Raw genomic sequence first — 16,876 nt, 5'->3', positions numbered from 1 at the left:
CACGGTCAAGCTGATCGTGTCGAGACCGGTGTCCGCGGCAGCCCGCACGGTGTCAGGCCCCGCCCCTAAGCCCGACGCAGGCGTCCTGGACGGCACGGCGGAGGATGCGCGACAGATCGGCGACCGAGTAGGGCTTGCGCAGCAGGTCGAAGCCGTGCGTGCCCTCGGCGGCGAGCACGTCGCTGTAGCCGGAGGTCAGCACGACCGGGATGTCCGGCCGGCGCCGGCGTATCTCGCCCGCGAGCTCGACGCCGTTCATGCCTGGCATCACCACGTCCGAAAACACCACCTCGAATTGCGAGGAGTCGCGCTCGATCTCGGCGAGTGCCTGATGCGCATCCTTGGCCCAGACGGTGACGTAGCCGAGCTCGCGCAAGGCCTGCTCGGCGAAGGCGCCGACATCGAGGTTGTCCTCGACGACGAGGACCCGGGTCCCGTGCCCTTCGGCCAGCGCCTCCGGCTCCTCCACCGGCCCGGCGGCGCGTGACGGGCCGACCCGCGGGAGATAGAGGGTGAAGGTCGTGCCCTCGCCGAGCGCGCTCTCGACGGTGATTTCGCCGCCGGATTGCTTGGCGAACCCGAACACCTGGCTCAGCCCCAGTCCCGTGCCCTGGCCCACGGTCTTGGTGGTGAAGAACGGCTCGAAGATGCGCTCCAGGTTCTCGCGGGCGATGCCCGCACCGGTGTCCGAGATCGTGACCGCGACGAAGTCGCCGCGCCGCGGCGGATGCGCCCGGACAGCGGGGATACGGGATGCACGGCGGAGCCCGATGCGCAGGCGGCCCTCGCCGTCCATCGCGTCCCTGGCATTCACCACGAGGTTTACCAACGCCGTGTCGAACTGGCTCGGGTCCGCGTTGACGTGAAGGTCGTCCTGTTCCCCGTCGGGCATGCCGAACTCGACCCGGATGCGTGATCCGGTGAGCGTGCCGACCATGTCGGCGAGCGCCGCCACGGCGCGGTCGGCCGCGAAGGTCTCCGGCCGCAGGGCCTGTCGGCGGGCGAAGGCGAGGAGCTGACCGGTGAGCTTGGCGGCCCGGTCGACCGTGTCGGAGATCGCGCCGACATAGCGGAGCCGGCGCTCCTCGGCGAGGCCGGGCCGCTTCAGCAGGTCGGTCGAGGACTTGATGACCGTGAGCAGGTTGTTGAAGTCATGGGCCACGCCCCCGGTCAGTTGCCCCACGGCCTCGAGCTTCTGCGATTGGCGCAGCTGCTCCTCGAGCGCCCGCCGTTCCGTGACGTTGCGACCGGCGGCGTAGAAGTGGTCCCCCCGGGGAATGGCGTTCCAGGAGATCCAGCGATGACCGCCGTCTCTGGCGCGGACGCGCACGTCGACGTCGTGCAGCGCCAGCCCGCCCGTGACCCGCTCGAAGGCCGCAGCCGCCTCCGCCCGGTCGTCGGGATGGACGAAGGCGTCGAAGCGGGCGCCGACGACGTCGGTCTCCTCCCACCCCAGCATCTCGGTCCAGGCGGCGTTCGCCTTGCGGAAGAAGCCGTCGCGTCCGCAGACCACGAAGAGGTCGCGGCTGGCTCGCCAGACCATGTCGCGCTCGTTGGCCTGCTCCTGGGCGGTGGCCTCCAAGTGGTTTTCAAAGCGGCGCCGGTCGGTGATGTCGTTGAACAGGATGGCGACCCGGTGCTGCTCGGGGTCGCCCACCCTCAGGGCGTGCACGTCGTACCAGCGTCCCATCGCAATGGACCCGCTCTCGAACCTCACCGGCTGGCCGGTCCGCGCGACCGCGCCGTAGGTGTCGAACCAGGAGCGTTCGAGCCGGGGCACGAGCTCGCTCGCCCAGCGTCCAGCCGCATCGTGCAGGCCCGTCTGCGCCGCGAAGGCGGGGTTTACCTCGACGAAGCGGTAATCGACCGCGCGGTCGTCCGCGTCGAAGCGCATCTCGATGACGCAGAAGCCGCTGTCGACGGCGTCGAACAACGCCCGGTACCGGGCTTCGCTCTCGGCGAGTACGCCCTCCGTGGTCCGGAATCGGGTGACGTCGAGCTGGCTGGCGAAGAAGTAGCGGAGTTGTCCCTCAGCGTCGAAGACGGGGCTCACGTAGAGCTCGTTGCGGAAGGGTGTGCCGTCGCGGTGGTAGTTCAAGATCTCGACCACGACGTCGCGCCGGGCCACGATGGCGTCACGGACCTTTGCCACGTCGGCGGGGTCCGTGTCCGGGCCCTGGAGGAAACGGCAGTTCCGCCCGATCACCTCGGCAGCGTCGTAGCCGCACAGGTTCTGGAAGGCCCGGTTGGCGAAGACGATGGGATTGTCTGGCTGGTTGGGGTCGGTGATGATCTGCGGCATGCGAGTCTTCTCCGCCGCCGTGAATAGCAGGTCGGTCGATGCCGCCGAGGTTCGCTGCCCACGGTCCGGCCGGCGCAGGCCGTCACCCAGTTGGGCTTCAAGCCTCGCGACGCGGTCCTCGAGTTCGCGCTCGCGCCGCCGCAGCCTCTCGATCTCTGGGTCCATGGCCCCTCCCTTGGCGTGAGTACCTTCCGCACCGGCGCGGGACAACGGTCCGGGTCGGATAACGCGACAGCGGCGTCCGGGTGGCGAGGCGTAGAGTGCGACGTTCGACGGCGTCGTCCGTTGGCGTTTGCCCTAACCCGGGGGCGCCTGAGGGAAGGACGGCATGCAATCGGATACGCCATGGCCGGGAGGCGACCCGCCGCCGAACCGGCCCGCCAGGCGAGGCCCTAGCACCCCAGCCTCCTGGCCCGATCAATCGGCGCTAGGCCCCGGACGTCGACGTCACAGCCCTGTACCCTTGACCGGGCGCAAGGCCACCACGTTCGCGGCCTCGGGCATCTCCGCTCCGGCGGGTCCGAGCACCTCGGCGACCTTTCTGGCGAGTTGCTCGCGCTTGAACGGCTTGGAGATGAGATGCACCCCGTCGTCGACCCGGCCATGATGAATGATGGAGTTCTCGGTGTAGCCGGACATGAACACGATCCGGACCTCGGGCCGCAGGGCCTGTACCCTCTCGGCGAGTTCGCGACCCCGCACCTTGCCAGGCAGGATCACGTCGGTGAGCAGCAAGTCGATGGTCGCGACGTTGGCGGCAAAGACCCTCAGCCCTTCCTCGCCGTCGCCGGCTTCCAGGACGCGGTAGCCGAGATCGGCCAGGATCGCGCAGGCGATTTCGCGAACCGCCGCCTCGTCCTCCACGACCAGGATCGTTCCCGATCCGCGTGGCAGATCGACCGGACTGCCGGACCGCTGGCCCGTCGCCGCCGCGGCCCCGACCGCACGCGGCAGGTAGAGCTTCACCGTCGTGCCCTCGCCGGGCTCGGAATAGATTTTCACGTGTCCGCCGGACTGCTTGACGAACCCGAACACCATGGCGAGGCCGAGCCCCGTACCCTTGCCGTCGGGCTTGGTCGTGAAGAACGGCTCGAACACCCGCTTGACGATGTCGGGGGTCATGCCATGGCCGGTGTCGGAGACCGCCACCATGGCGTAGTCGCCGGGCACGGTTTCGGCGTGCCGGCGGACATAATCGTCGTCGAGGACCTTGTTGCCGAGCTCGATGGTGAGGCGGCCGCCGCCCGGCATCGCGTCGCGGGCGTTGAGCGCGAGGTTCAGGACCGCGCTCTCCAACTGCGCCGCGTCGGCCATCGCGGGCCACAGCCCGACGGTCTCGACGTAACGGACATCGATGGTCTCGCCGAGGGTCCGCCGCAGCAAGGGTATCAGGTCCGGCATCGTCGCGGCGAGGTCGATGGCCGACGGCGCGAGCGGCTGCTTGCGGGCGAAGGCGAGGAGCTGGCCGGTGAGCGTCGCCCCGCGCTGGGCAGCCCAGGATGCCCGCTCTATCCGCGTCTGGAGCCTGGCGTCGCCGTCGAGTTTCGCCCGGATGAATTCCAGGTTTCCGAGGATGACCTGAAGCAAGTTGTTGAAATCGTGCGCGATGCCGCCGGTGAGCTGGCCGATGGCCTGCATCTTCTGAGCCTCGCGCAGCACGCCCTCGGCCTGGGCGCGCTTGGTCATGTCCGAGATGGTCAGCACGAAGCCGCCGTCGGGCATCGGCGTCCGGCGGATCTCCAGGTGGTGCCCCTCCGCGTTCTCCCGCTCGTAGGTGACGGCCTCGCGGGGATTCCGGCTGCCGTGTCGGACCTGGTCCTCGGTCTCCAGAGCGGGACGCCCGGGTTCGCCGGTGTGCTCGACGAAGGCGCCGTAGGTCGTGCCCCGTCGGACCATCGCCTTCGGCAGGTCGAGTAGCACTTGGAAGCACTCGTTCCAGTTCGCGAGCTTGCGGTCGGGCCCGAACACCGCGACGCCCTGGCTGAGGCTGTCGAGGGTGGTGCGCAGGCGCAGGGCCACAGCCCGCTGTTCGGTCTCGGTCCTGTAGGAACGCGACCACGCCTGGTTCAGGAGGCGGGCCGCCCAGAGCAGGGTGAGGACCGCCAGCACGGAACCGGCGATGACCATCCAGCGCACCCAGGTCGCACGGGCGTCGTTCTGCACGAGGCGCTCGTCGAGGAGCCGCTGCTCGTCGGCGAGCATGGTCGCAAGAATGGTTTCGGCCTCGCGCATGTGGTTGCGGCCGGCGTCGCCGTTGATGATGCGCAGCGCCGCCTCCAGGCCACCGTCGCGGCGCGCCTGAAGCGTCTGGGCGAGTTCCTCCAGCTTGTGCTGGATGGCCGGGGCCAGCGCCCGGATGCGCTCCTGCTGCGCGGGGTTGTCGGCGGTCAGCTTCTGGAGCTCGCCCTGGAGAAGGCCGAGGCGGTCGCGCGCGACGTCGTAGGGGCCGAGGTACTCGGCCCTGCCGGTGAGGACGTAGCCGCGCTGGCCGCGCTCGGCGTCGCGCAAGGCGATGGCGAGGTCCTTGGTGGTGTCGAGCACCTGATAGCTGTGCCGCGACCAGGTGCGAGCGTCGCGCGAGGCGTTCAGCCGCTCCCAGGTCGCCGCACCGACCAGGGCGAGGATGGCGATCAGCACGCCGAGGACGAGGACGTTAGCGCGCCTGACGAGGTACTGGGTCATGGTATCCTAGTTGCGGCCGCAGCTTACTATTTGGTTCACGTCAGCGAGCGCGGTGCCATATTGGTCGCTAGTGAGACCTTGAGGCAATGCCCACTCGTGCGTCCAAGGTCAGCCCATGCGCCGCGATGCGGGCCTTTTACGGGCGCCGCGAACCGGGATCGTGGGACGCATCCCTCCGCGGACGCACTGAGTTTCCTGCTCTCAGCCGGCCCAGCGGGCATACCGGCCCTCGTTCCACGGTTCGAAATAACGCCCGAACGAGACCCGGACGTCCATCTACGCCTTGAGCATGACCGGTGTGGTGGGTTCATCGTTGCAGCGCGGCGCCGCGGATATCAGGGCCCGTGGCCCGGCAGACTCTCTGACGGCGTCAGGGGGAACCCCGCTCTACGAGAAGCTCGGCTATTTCCTTTATGATGCGGTCCGAGAACTCCTCGGCGCAGAAGCGGTCGAGCTGGATCTCGACCTTGGCGAGCTAAGCCTGGACGCGGACGTCCTCGGCCTAATCGGCTTTGGACCGGGCGTCCAGCGCGTCGTTCCCGGCATAAGGATCTTGTAGCCTCCCGTCCCGACCACTCCGTGCAGAGGCAGCTTGCGGTCGGATAGCGGATATTCAAGTAATTGTAGCTGAAGGTCCGCTAATGGCGCACTGCAGACGTCCCCGGTCACTCGCCGCGCGAGGGACTGGCGCCCCGCCCTGGTCAGGGCGTACTCGCAGAGCTGCGAGTCGGGTTGGACGCTTACCGTCACCTTGATCACGCCGAGCTTCAACAACTGCTTCGTCGTCACGCTCTCGGTGTTGTGGCGTAGGCCCTGTTCGCTCACCACGTCCTTTAGGCAGCCTACGATGGGACGTTACTGGCAGGCGCACTGAACGCGGCACGGGTGCCTCGAACCGCGTGCTGCTCACGCGGCTTGGCAGGGGGCCTTCAACGCAGACGACTGAGCCGACGCGGCCAGTTGCAGGCGCTCCAGCTCGTGGGCAACTGCAACCTCGACGTAGCGGTCGTCAGCCAAGGCACCAGCGCCGGGCCTACGGGCTATCGTTGACCGTCACCGCGTTGAGGCGGCCAGAGAGCCCCGGGGTGCGTGACCTCGGCCCTACAGCTCGGACTCGGCCACACCCATCAGGATGCTCTGGACTTTGGCATCGAGATTTTCTCCAGTCACCCTCTCTGGCACCGTGCCAATCGCAGCGAGCGCCATCGTCAGCGACATCGGATCCAGGAACGCACGCGCCTCCCGCACCGCGGCGGCCAGCAGCAGGCTGGCCATCATCAGCGCATCCACCCGTTGCAGCGTGCCGTCGGCCAGCCAGCCTCTCAGGTCAGCGCGCGCCGCTACGGTGGCCCGAGTGGGCCGTCCGAACGCCCCCGGTCCTTCAGGGGGGTGAGTCTTGCGGGTGCGCCGGGCAGGAACGCTGGTGCAAGGTGCCTTGCTGGTCGCAGGGTTAGCGATCTGCTGGCGCTTGCGGGCGATGCGCCTGGGTGCCTTGGTCATGCGGGTCTCCTAACAAATACGGCGGGTGGATACGGTCGACGGTCGTCCGACCGCCGCCAGGGGCGACGAGACCACCGTCGTGACTCCTAATGAAGTGCCGAACGGGCGAGGTACGCGCTTATGTCAGCGTTGTCCTCGTCCGAAAGGAAGTCGTGGAAGTGCAGCGCGCCCTCGTTCTCGCTATACATCCCGATCTGCTTGGCCGCTTTGCTCCATGCGTTGAGGATGTCCCGCCCAATCCAGTCTTCGAAGGTTTCGGGCCCCACGCTCGCGTTCTCGGCTCGATTGAGGTGGTGGCTGAACGCGTCGCACAACTTCTCCTGGGCCGGAGTCGTCGGCTTAGCAACCCGTGCAATCATGGTGGACGCCAGCCGAGATGCGCCTGCCGTAGTGGCCGCACTGTCTGCAACACCGCCATTGACCAGGGGCCTCGGGTGCGTCCCGCCCGGCCGGTTGTTGAAAGCGCGCAGCAGGATATAGGCGTGTCTTAGGGGATGCTTCGTAGGCAGCGGCAGGATCTCGACCTTTTTTGACGGTTTGAGAAAGGGCAACGGGTGCTTCTGGACCTTCTGCAGCTCGAACATCGTGAGCACGTCGTAGAAGAGCATTGTTCGCTCGAGGGTATGCGCGATACCGCCGACCGCACCGCTGGCCATTCTCCAAGTTAGTTTGCTCTCAGTAGTCGAGAGCACGTAGGTGCTGTGCTTTTCGGAAAAATACCACTGACCGCGGAGCTTGCAGAAGTGCGCGATGTTAAGCAGATCTTGTATTTGCCCCGTGAATTGCGCCGAGAACATGCTAGCCTCCGTATCAAAGTTAAAACGCTGACGGATCCCGATTGCGCCGGATCAATAACACTTTACCCAAGAGGCGCCACAGGATGAGCGCTCTTATTTTGATTTTACCGAATAGCCTATCACGCTAGTGATCGAAGCTACCGGTGGCACGACCCTGTGTTCGTCAAGCGCCCGAACCAGCGGCGCACTGTCTAAATCGCGAGGCTTCGAGCGTTAGGCAGCGTATTCTGCAGCACCTATAGGATCGCGTTCAGCACCGCGTAACACCCAGCGCCAGGACGGCTTATCCGGAAGATGGTGGGCAATTGCAATGACAGTACCGTTTGCTCGGTGTCGATCAGGTAAGTTGCGTGTGGCAGAGTTTAGCGCTGGCGAATAAGATCCCCAACGTCCGACGTCTGAAAATCATGCTACCTTCAAGGCCACACGATGAAACACGGCTTTGAGGTAGCGGAACAAACTACGAACTCCACAGGGGAACGTGCGCGAATTTTCGATACGAAAAAGCTGGGAGGGGGCAGCCCCCTCCCAGCCCCTGCTCACTCTGCCCCGCGGGCTCGCGGATATCCGATGCACATACGGCAGTTAGGCGTTCACGATCCGCGCGCGAAGACTGCAGTGAAGCGACGCTGTAGTGGGCCGGGCCGCCCCTGAAAGCAGACCGTACCAGTGCTCGAACACCAGTTCATGATCTCGCCAGAGGATGAACGGAATTGATGGCAGCCTGCCGATTCAAGCGGGCGCCACTCTCCGAATATGCCGCAATCTCTGACAATTTTTTCCAGCCGCTTGTAAGAACCCGCATATTTTTGCTTCATCGCATTGCCCTCACTACCGACAACGTCGTCAGCGAGAGGTATTTACCGAATAGAACTTCGGCACGAACTCAGTGTCTGTCCGGGATCATGCTGATTGTTGGCAGAGTTTTCTGAGCATGATGCGGATGGAAGCAAGGCGCAGGAAAGCCAGCGCCTTGCGGGTGCGGCACTCCCAATCCTTCGCCAGCCGCCGGCAGCGATTGAGCCAACCAATCGTCCGCTCCACGATCCAGCGCTTGGGCAGGACCTCGAACCCGACCGCCTGATCCGACCGCTTGACGATTTCCACCGTCACAGACCGGCAGACCCGTTCCAATGCCTCCCGGAACACCGGCCCCTGGTAGCCGCCATCTGCATACAGCTTCAGCAGGAACGGGTAGAGACTAAACAGCGTCGCCATGACCCACACGCCGCCATCACGATCCTGCACGTCGGCCGGATGCACCAGAGCATGCATCAGCAGACCTTGTGTATCGACGAGGAGATGGCGCTTCTTGCCTTTGATCTTCTTGCCCGCATCATAGCCGGACGGGTCGATCGTGCGCCCCCTTTTTCCGCGCTCTTGACGCTCTGGCTGTCAATGATCGCTGCCGTTGGGCTGGCCTCACGTCCTGCCTGTTCGCGGCAGAGAACGTAGAGGGTGTGATGGATGCGCAGGAGAGTTCCGTCGTAATCCCATAGATCGAAGTAGCCATGCACCGTCGAGCGAGGCGGTAGATCTTTTGGGATAGCGCGCCATTGGCACCCCGTTCCAAGGACATACATCAAGCCGTTGACCACCTCGCGCAGATCAACCGTTCGTTTGTTTCCCCCGCGTCGAGCCGGCGGGAGAAGGGGAGCAACAAGCGCCCATTCCTCATCCGTCAAATCAGTGGGATAGCGAAGCTTGCTGCGGTCGTACCGCTGGCGGTTCTCAGGCGTCCACATCGCTCAAGCATACGCCTGTCGGCGCGAACCGCAACGCGCTCCGAAAAAACAAATTCTTCCCGGACAGACTCTCAGAAGCCGAGACGCGCTTACCACGTCAAAGCAGATGCAAGCGCCTGCTTCAGAATTGGTCGGGCCTCACCTCCGGCCAGCGTAAGATCCGGCAGTGTCAAGTTGCGCATCTCTTTATAGAGACGAACGGAATTGATTCCGTTTATGACGCGTTTTTGTTGAGCGAGAGAACCTGTTTCGCGCCGCCAAACCTGATATTGCTTGTAAGGTGTTTTGCCAGTGTACCAAATGATTTGGCGAAGATCCGGCGGTCGGATCTGCCGCCAATCTACTGCAGTGGCATAAGGCAGGTAAGCACTCATCGTCGGACGAACATTCATCGCCCACTCGTCGAGTTCGCGCGCTGACGTATTCCAGACAATGACATGAGCGTGCCAGAGGATGAAACGCGGAACGTGCTCAACCCTCTGCGCAGAGACGTAGAAGGCAGGGTCGAGCATCCCGAGGTAGTCTAGGCCCCGCAGCGCGCTACGGTAGCGGCGGCGAACGCTATCAATCGTGAGCGCGGGACGCCAGCCCCGCTCGCTGCCGGTAGGATAGGCGATTTGCTCCTCGTCGATCAGGGTGACGAAGAAAACGGGAATGCGCGGCTCCCAGTTGGGAGCACGGGCACCGACGTGACGGCACAAACCCGCGCCCAGCGAGCGCATCCAATACTCACGGGCGTAGGGGTTCTGTGTGCCAAGCTTGCCAGCCTGGCGGCGGCCAAGGCGACGTACTTCGCGTTCGGGCCGGTCGTAGACCTGCTGATGGTAGCCCCGCAGTCCCTCTATGAGGCGGGCGGCTTGGGCGTGCTCGCGCACGGAAAAGCGAGCAAATGCTGAGCGTTGCATCATGATGAACACCATACCGACATAGACATATCAGTACTTTACCAAGCATCAACAATGCTCACTTTCATCGTATTAGTCGTATATACAAGCGTTCGCACACCGCGTTCAAAATACTCGCCTTTGAAAATGCGGAGGACCGGACGGCATAGCCGTCCGGTCCCACCCATCGTTTAATCAGATGCCGTAGATTGGCGGTACTATTCGCTTTCGTCGTCAGAGGCTTCGCCGGGGAGAACCTCGTACTCCACAAGGCTCCAGGACATCGGACTGGTCGGGCCACGCTTGCCCCAGCAGATTTTCACAAGGCGAATCTCACCATCCTCCGGTTCGCCCTCAAAGTCGTCCCATTCCTTCTTCCACAGATTGATTTGGAGCTGGACAGTGTGGGGACCATCGTTTGCGACTCGCGCGCTGCCCGCTTCGCGGCGCTCCTTCGGCTTGCCAGCCGCCTTGGAAGTCGCCTTGTTCTTGGTAGCGCCGAGCGCCTCATCCTGCGATGACCGCGTTGAGGTCGTCTTCACCTTCTTCTGACGGGCGCGCTCCTCCTTTGCCTTTTGGTAGGCGTTCTCGAAACCATTCTCGGCCTTGATAAACTCAGAGTCTGTCCGGGAAGAATTTGTTTTTTCGGAGCGCGTTGCGGTTCGCGCTGACAGGCGTATGCTTGAGCGATGTGGACGCCTGAGAACCGCCAGCGGTACGACCGCAGCAAGCTTCGCTATCCCACTGATTTGACGGATGAGGAATGGGCGCTTGTTGCTCCCCTTCTCCCACCGGCTCGACGCGGGGGAAACAAACGAACGGTTGATCTGCGCGAGGTGGTCAACGGCTTGATGTATGTCCTTGGAACGGGGTGCCAATGGCGCGCTATCCCAAAAGATCTACCGCCTCGCTCGACGGTGCATGGCTACTTCGATCTATGGGATTACGACGGAACTCTCCTGCGCATCCATCACACCCTCTACGTTCTCTGCCGCGAACAGGCAGGACGTGAGGCCAGCCCAACGGCAGCGATCATTGACAGCCAGAGCGTCAAGAGCGCGGAAAAAGGGGGCGCACGATCGACCCGTCCGGCTATGATGCGGGCAAGAAGATCAAAGGCAAGAAGCGCCATCTCCTCGTCGATACGCAAGGTCTGCTGATGCATGCTCTGGTGCATCCGGCCGACGTGCAGGATCGTGATGGCGGCGTATGGGTCATGGCGACGCTGTTTAGTCTCTACCCGTTCCTGCTGAAGCTGTATGCAGATGGCGGCTACCAGGGGCCGGTGTTCCGGGAGGCGTTGGAACGGGTCTGCCGGTCTGTGACGGTGGAAATCGTCAAGCGGTCGGATCAGGCGGTCGGGTTCGAGGTCCTGCCCAAGCGCTGGATCGTGGAGCGGACGATTGGTTGGCTCAATCGCTGCCGGCGGCTGGCGAAGGATTGGGAGTGCCGCACCCGCAAGGCGCTGGCTTTCCTGCGCCTTGCTTCCATCCGCATCATGCTCAGAAAACTCTGCCAACAATCAGCATGATCCCGGACAGACACTCAGCGCACTCTTCCGGACTCACCTCCTCTTTAACAAGGAACTTGATAAGGGTCACAGTCTTGGACAGCGTGCTGGGCAGGATGTCACTGCCAGAACAGCCCAGCTTGACCACGCAGCGGGCGACATACGACCGGAAGTTCTCTTCCGTGAGCGACAAGAGCTTGTTGTCGCCCTCAAAGCACTTTGCCTGCCGCCACTCGCAGAAGAGATCGTAATCGTCGCGCCCGGCGTACACCATAGCCAGCAGTCCGGCGGTCCGGCCTCGGAGAGCAGCATGGTAACCCCGCTCACCATGGCGGATCTCTTGCTTAAGATCGCGCATGTAGCGGCGCGGATCGCGCCGCCCGCTGTCGAAATCGTTCACGTCAAAACCGTTCGACATGTTTGCGTCCTGCGTATTAGAGGGATTTTCGATACGAAATTCATTGAGTTCGATCGTCGCGGCGGAGTGCCTCGTCGCCACTCCGCCGCGGCAATGGGGACTACTCGACACCCTCCGCGAGCAAGCGCCGGATATCCTCAACACGGTAGACGCGGATACGCGGGCCGAGGCTGACCGGCAGCGGGAAGCGGCTGCCACGGTGGGCGAACCAAGTCGAGCGGGAGACGGGGATCAGGTCCAAGACGGTACCGAGGCGCACGAAGCCGATCTTGGGCAAGCCATCTGCGTCAATCGCTACCTCACCCAAGTTTTTAACATTGTTTTTCTCAGTCATCTGATAATCTCCGTTACGGGGCGCCGTCCGGCAAAGAGAGATTTACTACACACCGATCCGCACGCGGAACTCGTCAGAAAATTTTGAGGATACTTATGTTGCTGCGAATTTGCCGGGTCGCCTCGGATTCAGCCCCGTCGGACGGACGAGTGATGCGGCGGGCCGGCTTGTCAGCGTCAAAGGGGAAGGGCCTGTACATACGTGAAGGCCGTTCGCCAGATCCCGGCTAGGCGCCCAGTCGCCGTTTTGTGTTGGGGCGACCGCCGCACTGCTGACTGTCGCAGCCGTGACTGGTATGTGCGTGTGGCGGGTACCCAACGCAGAATTCTACGCATCTGCCGCGCGCGCCGTTCACCGTTCCGAAACCGCGATATTTTCGATCTACTACCGACCGACGGGGCGTAGATGCCAGCGGCCCCTCAAAACTCAGCTGCTGCGGATTGAAGCGATGGATATATGAAGCGGACCCACAGAAATCGCAGACCCAGCTCAGAAGATATGCAATATAAAAATATAATATTTGTGGTTTTTAGTAAATAAAGCATGTTTTTTAGATACACTAGGATGGAGATGAATATCTATTTATCAGATCAATATTCTGTTTTATTTGTTTTTCTTGTAGATCCGCACGCGCGTTTTTATAACCATCGGCAATGATTTCAGGAGAAAACGAAAATACCTTGGGTAATTCGAACGGTACAGGGGCAACGCTGAAAATATCAGCTCCATAGTCGTACGGTTTCTGCTCTGGGTGGCATTGGTCTAGGATTCCCTCCACCACGAAGCGCGCCCGCCCGCACCATTCTAGCATCAGATCGCGATGCTTTGTGTACGTGGATCGGCAGGCAACAATCTCGTGCAGCAGCGTTCGGCCGGGCTCCGTTGGCAGAGAGGCTGCAGCATAGGCATAGGCGATGGACGCCCGCGAGGCATTCCATGATTTGACAATGTTTGTTTCAGCCCGTAGCTTGTATTGTGCAGGCAATTTTCCATCTTTTTCGGGCTTGATGGCAGGGCCAGCTTTGACTTTTACTCGTAGCTCCTCCACGAATAATCGGCTACTCGGTGCGCCGAATGCGGTTTTGACCAACGCCGCTCCGGCATCCTTACTTGGAATGTGGTAAGTTTTTTTATCGGGCAGATGCGTAAGATGATAATGGTGTAGAGCTACTAAATGCACCGCTTCCAACATCTCGGTGGCGTGTGACAGCAGGGTGCGCTTAAACGTTGGGCGTGACATCGCTCGCAGAATGCGGGGAGCGCCTCCGATAGGATAGAAGACCTCATCGTTGAAGCGTCGATCGGTTCCAAGCGTTAACCCGACCACATCACCGACCAGCCTATTGAATCCGCTGGCCTTCTCGCGCCAGGGAGCTTCGGCCGCTTCAATAGCTCTGGCTACGCTGTAGACCATTGCGTCCTCGCGTAGCTTGCGAAAGCCGGGGCAGATTACCCAAGCGCAGAAGCCGGCGTGTAAGATTGCTTTGTGTCGATGGAAATGGCTGGGGCCAGAGTCGAGAAGATAACTTGCGATCGCTCGTGGATCGAAATTCTCCCAGGCATAATCAATGAACGGGCGCAGGGGGGTCGCCTGCTCCGTCGCTTTCCAATTCGCGCGCAGGCGCCGGCGACGCGGAGTTTCGGCTTTCTGTGCCTCTCGGCACGGCCCACCATCCGTCACTGAAGTTCGCTCCCGAGGTCACCGCCGGATATATGCGCGTGTTACGATACAGACGTGTTGCGTACGACGCTACCGGATGTGGGTTCGCTCATAACATGCGCAGTCCACTGCTCCATCAGCTCGCGTCGGCGCTCCAGCAAGTCGCTGCGTGCGTAGGCAGCCTCCGTCCGATTCTCAACCGCGTGCGCTAGCGCCATCTCGGCGACCTCCCGCGGCAAGCTGGTGCGCTCCCCAGCCCAATCGCGGAACGAAGAACGGAAACCGTGAGCGGTGATGCTGAGGTTCATCCTCCGCAACAACATCAGGAACACCATGTTCGACAGCGGCCTTTCCCCCGAGCGACCGGGGAACACGAAGCTACTGCCCGCGGCGAGTTCTCGCGCTCGCGTAAGAAGCGTCAGGCTTCGCTCGCTGAGCGGCACTCGGTGCTCGCGCTTGGCCTTCATGCGCACTGCGGGCACGGTCCACAGCCGCTCCGTCACACTGATTTCGTCCCAGCGCGCGCCGAGCACCTCGCTCGTGCGCGCGGCGGTCAGCACTAGAAACTCGAAGGCAAGCCGGCTGCCTTCGCTCGCGTCCGACTCTCGCAGTCGGACGATGAAAAGTGGGACTTGGGCATATGGCAGGGCCGCGTGGTGCTCGTCACGGCCCCCCTGCTTCGGCAGGCCTTTAGCGACGCCCTCGATCGGGTTTTCACCACTGCGATGACCGGCGGCCTTGGCCCAGTCGAGCACCGTGCCGATACGCTGGCGCACCCGCCGTGCGGTCTCCGGTTTGGTCAGCCAGATCGGCGCGAGCACTCGCAAAACGTCGGGAGTATCGATCTGATCGACGCGGCGCTCCCCAAGATGAGGGCAGGCATATTGCTGCAGGGTATTACGCCATTGCTGAGCGTGCTTCGCGTTGGCCCATGAGGCCTTGTGTTCGCCATGGACGCGGTCGACGGCTTCGGCAAAGGTCGGGACGACGTCTTGCGCTTTGCGGCGCTCAGCCAGCGGGTCGCCACCCTCCCGGGCCGTCTTGCGGTAGGCGAGTGCTCGCTCACGAGCTTCAGCAAGCGTTACGAGACCAGCCCCACCCAAGCCGATATCGCGGCGGCGACCTTGTACAACAAGCCTGAGAAGCCAACGTTTGGCGCCGCTAGGATCAACGACGAGATAGAGACCATTCCCGTCAGCATATCGGCCAGGCTGTCTGAGCTGCCGCACCTGCATGGCGGTGAGTGCTTCATCAGGATGCCTGCCCCTACCTTTCATGGATCCTCCGCCGAACTCAGCTACCCCACATTCCATACCACATATCGGCTCGGATGTAGCCAGATTTTGCAGGCTCCTTCCGGACTATCACTTTCTCTTAAATCACTGATGTGAAACACGATCTACATGATTTTGGACACTGCCGGACGTCGAATGGGCGGTCACCCCTTCCGCCAACGATCTCAAGTGCTCAGCACTAAACTTTCAGCGCGAGCCCTGGGAACTCGGCCAGGTTCGTGCCCGGCTTCGCCATCGCCTCGTGACGACGCCCGGTCACGGGACGCGTGGATCGCATCGTGAAGGCCGCCCGGCGGCCGAGGATGGCGCGAAGGCGGCGAGACGCGGAGGCAAGGCCCGCCCGGCATCACGCCGCCGAACCCTGCCCGGGAACGCAGCAGAGACCCGCTCAACCGAGCGCCACCCCACTCACGACGCCGCCCGCAGCCGGGCGAAGCCCGCCTCCAGGTCCCGCGTCAGGTCGTCGAGATCCTCCAGACCGACCTGGAACCGCAGGCCCGGCCCGCCCGGGGCCCACGGCGTGGCGGTGCGGTAGGGGGCGCAGTCGAACGGGATCACCAGGCTCTCGAAGCCGCCCCAGGAGAATCCCATCCCGAACAGCTCCAGCCCGTCGAGCATCGCCGCCACCGCGGCCTCGGGACAGGGCTTCAGGATGATCGAGAACAGGCCCGAGGATCCGAGGAAGTCGCGCGACCAGATCGCGTGGCCGGGATCCTCCGGCAGGGCCGGGTGGAGCACCCGGGCGACCTCGGGCCGGCCCTGGAACCAGCGCGCGAGTCTGAGCGCCTGCTCGCCGTGCTCGCGCAGGCGCAAGGGCAGGGTACGCAGGCCGCGCAGGGCCAGGAAGACGTCCTCGGCCCCGGCGCACATCGAGAACAGATCGAAGGTCCGCCGCAGGGCCGGCCAGTATCGCGCGTTGGCCGAGGTGAGGCCGAGCAGCAGGTCCGAGCCGCCCGACAGGTACTTGGTGCCGGCCTCGATGGCGATGTCGACCCCGCGCTCGTGCGGCGGGAACAGCAGCGGCGTCGCCCAGGTGTTGTCCATCAGCACGCAGGCGCCCCGCGCATGCGCCACTTCGGCGATGGCCGGGATGTCCTGCATCTCGAAGCTCTGCGAGCCCGGCGCCTCGGTGAGCACCGCCGCCGTGTTCTCGCGCATCAGCGCGGCGATGCCGGCGCCGATCGTCGGCTCGTAATAGGTGGTCTCGACACCGAAGCGCTTGAGGAAACCGTCGCAGAAGGCCCGGGTCGGCCGATAGGCGGAATCGGTCACCAGCAGGTGATCGCCGGCCTTGAGGCAGGACAGGAGCCCGACCGTGACGGCGGCGAGGCCCGAGGGCGTCAGCACCGTGCCGGCGGCCCCGGCGAGTTCGGTCCAGGCGGTCTCGAGGGCGCGGATCGTCGGCGTGCCGGCGGTGCCGTAGGTGTACTCCGCCCGCCGGTTCTGGAGTGCGTCGTAGCTCGGAAAGAGCACGGTCGAGCCGCGATAGATCGGGGTGTTGACGAAGCCGTGCTGCTGCGACGGGTCGCGGCCGGCATGGACCAGGCGGGTGCGGGTGCCGAGGCGGCTCTTGTCGCGGGGCGGGGTGATGCTCATCGGGCCTCTGGCGTGGCGGGATCGGGCGGTCCGGAAACGGGCCGGGAAACCTGAGTGGAGCACATCCCGGGCCGCCGCCCGCCGTCAAGCCTCGACCGTGAGAGCTTGCAGCTGCAACAACCCTGCAGACCGCCCCGTCTCATCTGTTCGTCG

Annotated in this window: 14 protein-coding genes; 2 read left to right on the top strand and 12 right to left on the bottom strand. The window is 63.6% G+C overall.

Translation table 11 applies throughout. From position 1 onward, the window contains the following. Positions 1 to 52: 52 nt before the first annotated feature. Together AC3AOF_RS23610 and AC3AOF_RS23605 are read right to left on the bottom strand one after the other, a co-directional pair. Positions 53 to 2,467: a hybrid sensor histidine kinase/response regulator gene (locus AC3AOF_RS23610; protein WP_272913249.1), complete on the bottom strand. Its 2,415-nt coding sequence runs from the start codon at positions 2,465 to 2,467 to the stop codon at positions 53 to 55. 282 nt (positions 2,468 to 2,749) lie between these two features. Next, positions 2,750 to 4,984 carry a CHASE3 domain-containing protein gene (locus AC3AOF_RS23605; protein ID WP_135414713.1) on the bottom strand — a complete coding sequence of 745 codons (2,235 nt, stop codon included), beginning with the start codon at positions 4,982 to 4,984 and terminating at the stop codon, positions 2,750 to 2,752. 283 nt (positions 4,985 to 5,267) lie between these two features. On the opposite strand from AC3AOF_RS23605, the gene AC3AOF_RS23600 reads away from it, so the two are divergent. Further along, positions 5,268 to 5,543 (top strand): hypothetical protein, encoded by a 276-nt coding sequence (locus AC3AOF_RS23600; RefSeq protein WP_167858511.1) that lies wholly within the window; start codon positions 5,268 to 5,270, stop codon positions 5,541 to 5,543. A gap of 542 nt (positions 5,544 to 6,085) precedes the next feature. Here AC3AOF_RS23600 and AC3AOF_RS23595 read toward each other — a convergent pair. From AC3AOF_RS23595 to AC3AOF_RS23575, 5 genes are all read right to left on the bottom strand, one after another. After that, complete coding sequence (locus AC3AOF_RS23595) at positions 6,086 to 6,484, bottom strand: hypothetical protein (RefSeq protein ID WP_236988564.1); 399 nt, start codon at positions 6,482 to 6,484, stop codon at positions 6,086 to 6,088. Positions 6,485 to 6,570: 86 nt separating this feature from the next. Further along, on the bottom strand, positions 6,571 to 7,281 hold the full coding sequence (locus tag AC3AOF_RS23590; RefSeq protein WP_236988565.1) for a hypothetical protein: 711 nt from the start codon (positions 7,279 to 7,281) through the stop codon (positions 6,571 to 6,573). 903 nt (positions 7,282 to 8,184) lie between these two features. Next, a protein-coding gene (locus AC3AOF_RS23585; RefSeq protein ID WP_442919232.1) for an IS5 family transposase occupies positions 8,185 to 9,026 on the bottom strand; the annotation gives its coding sequence in 2 pieces (ribosomal slippage) (positions 8,185 to 8,636 and positions 8,636 to 9,026; 843 coding nt in all). A gap of 89 nt (positions 9,027 to 9,115) precedes the next feature. After that, a complete protein-coding gene (locus AC3AOF_RS23580; RefSeq protein ID WP_236988566.1) occupies positions 9,116 to 9,946 on the bottom strand; it encodes a hypothetical protein in 831 nt (276 codons plus the stop codon). Between the two features lie 182 nt (positions 9,947 to 10,128). Further along, positions 10,129 to 10,452 carry a hypothetical protein gene (locus tag AC3AOF_RS23575; protein WP_488346668.1) on the bottom strand — a complete coding sequence of 108 codons (324 nt, stop codon included), beginning with the start codon at positions 10,450 to 10,452 and terminating at the stop codon, positions 10,129 to 10,131. 147 nt (positions 10,453 to 10,599) lie between these two features. Here AC3AOF_RS23575 and AC3AOF_RS23570 point away from each other — a divergent pair. Next, positions 10,600 to 11,441, top strand: a protein-coding gene (locus tag AC3AOF_RS23570; protein ID WP_442919232.1) for an IS5 family transposase whose coding sequence is annotated in 2 segments (ribosomal slippage) — positions 10,600 to 10,990 and positions 10,990 to 11,441 — 843 coding nt in all. Because the reading frame shifts where the segments join, the coding sequence is not laid out codon by codon here. Here AC3AOF_RS23570 and AC3AOF_RS23565 read toward each other — a convergent pair. The 5 genes from AC3AOF_RS23565 to metC all read right to left on the bottom strand — a co-directional run bounded on the left by AC3AOF_RS23565 (position 11,413) and on the right by metC (position 16,723). Next, positions 11,413 to 11,838: a hypothetical protein gene (locus AC3AOF_RS23565; RefSeq protein WP_488346667.1), complete on the bottom strand. Its 426-nt coding sequence runs from the start codon at positions 11,836 to 11,838 to the stop codon at positions 11,413 to 11,415. The two genes, AC3AOF_RS23570 and AC3AOF_RS23565, sit on opposite strands and share 29 nt — an antisense overlap. 100 nt (positions 11,839 to 11,938) lie before the next feature. After that, positions 11,939 to 12,172, bottom strand: coding sequence for a helix-turn-helix transcriptional regulator (locus tag AC3AOF_RS23560; RefSeq protein WP_236988568.1), 234 nt, complete (start codon positions 12,170 to 12,172; stop codon positions 11,939 to 11,941). Positions 12,173 to 12,731: 559 nt separating this feature from the next. Beyond that, complete coding sequence (locus AC3AOF_RS23555; protein ID WP_488346666.1) at positions 12,732 to 13,853, bottom strand: hypothetical protein; 1,122 nt, start codon at positions 13,851 to 13,853, stop codon at positions 12,732 to 12,734. 41 nt (positions 13,854 to 13,894) lie between these two features. After that, positions 13,895 to 15,067: a tyrosine-type recombinase/integrase gene (locus tag AC3AOF_RS23550; RefSeq protein WP_488346665.1), complete on the bottom strand. Its 1,173-nt coding sequence runs from the start codon at positions 15,065 to 15,067 to the stop codon at positions 13,895 to 13,897. A gap of 468 nt (positions 15,068 to 15,535) precedes the next feature. Further along, the gene (gene metC / locus AC3AOF_RS23545; RefSeq protein ID WP_488346664.1) at positions 15,536 to 16,723 is read right to left on the bottom strand and encodes a cystathionine beta-lyase; all 1,188 of its coding nucleotides are present in this window, start codon (positions 16,721 to 16,723) and stop codon (positions 15,536 to 15,538) included. Positions 16,724 to 16,876 lie beyond the last annotated feature (153 nt).

Source organism: Methylobacterium sp. 142-1Y (genome assembly GCF_057747795.1).
This window is presented reverse-complemented; position numbering and strand designations above follow the sequence as displayed.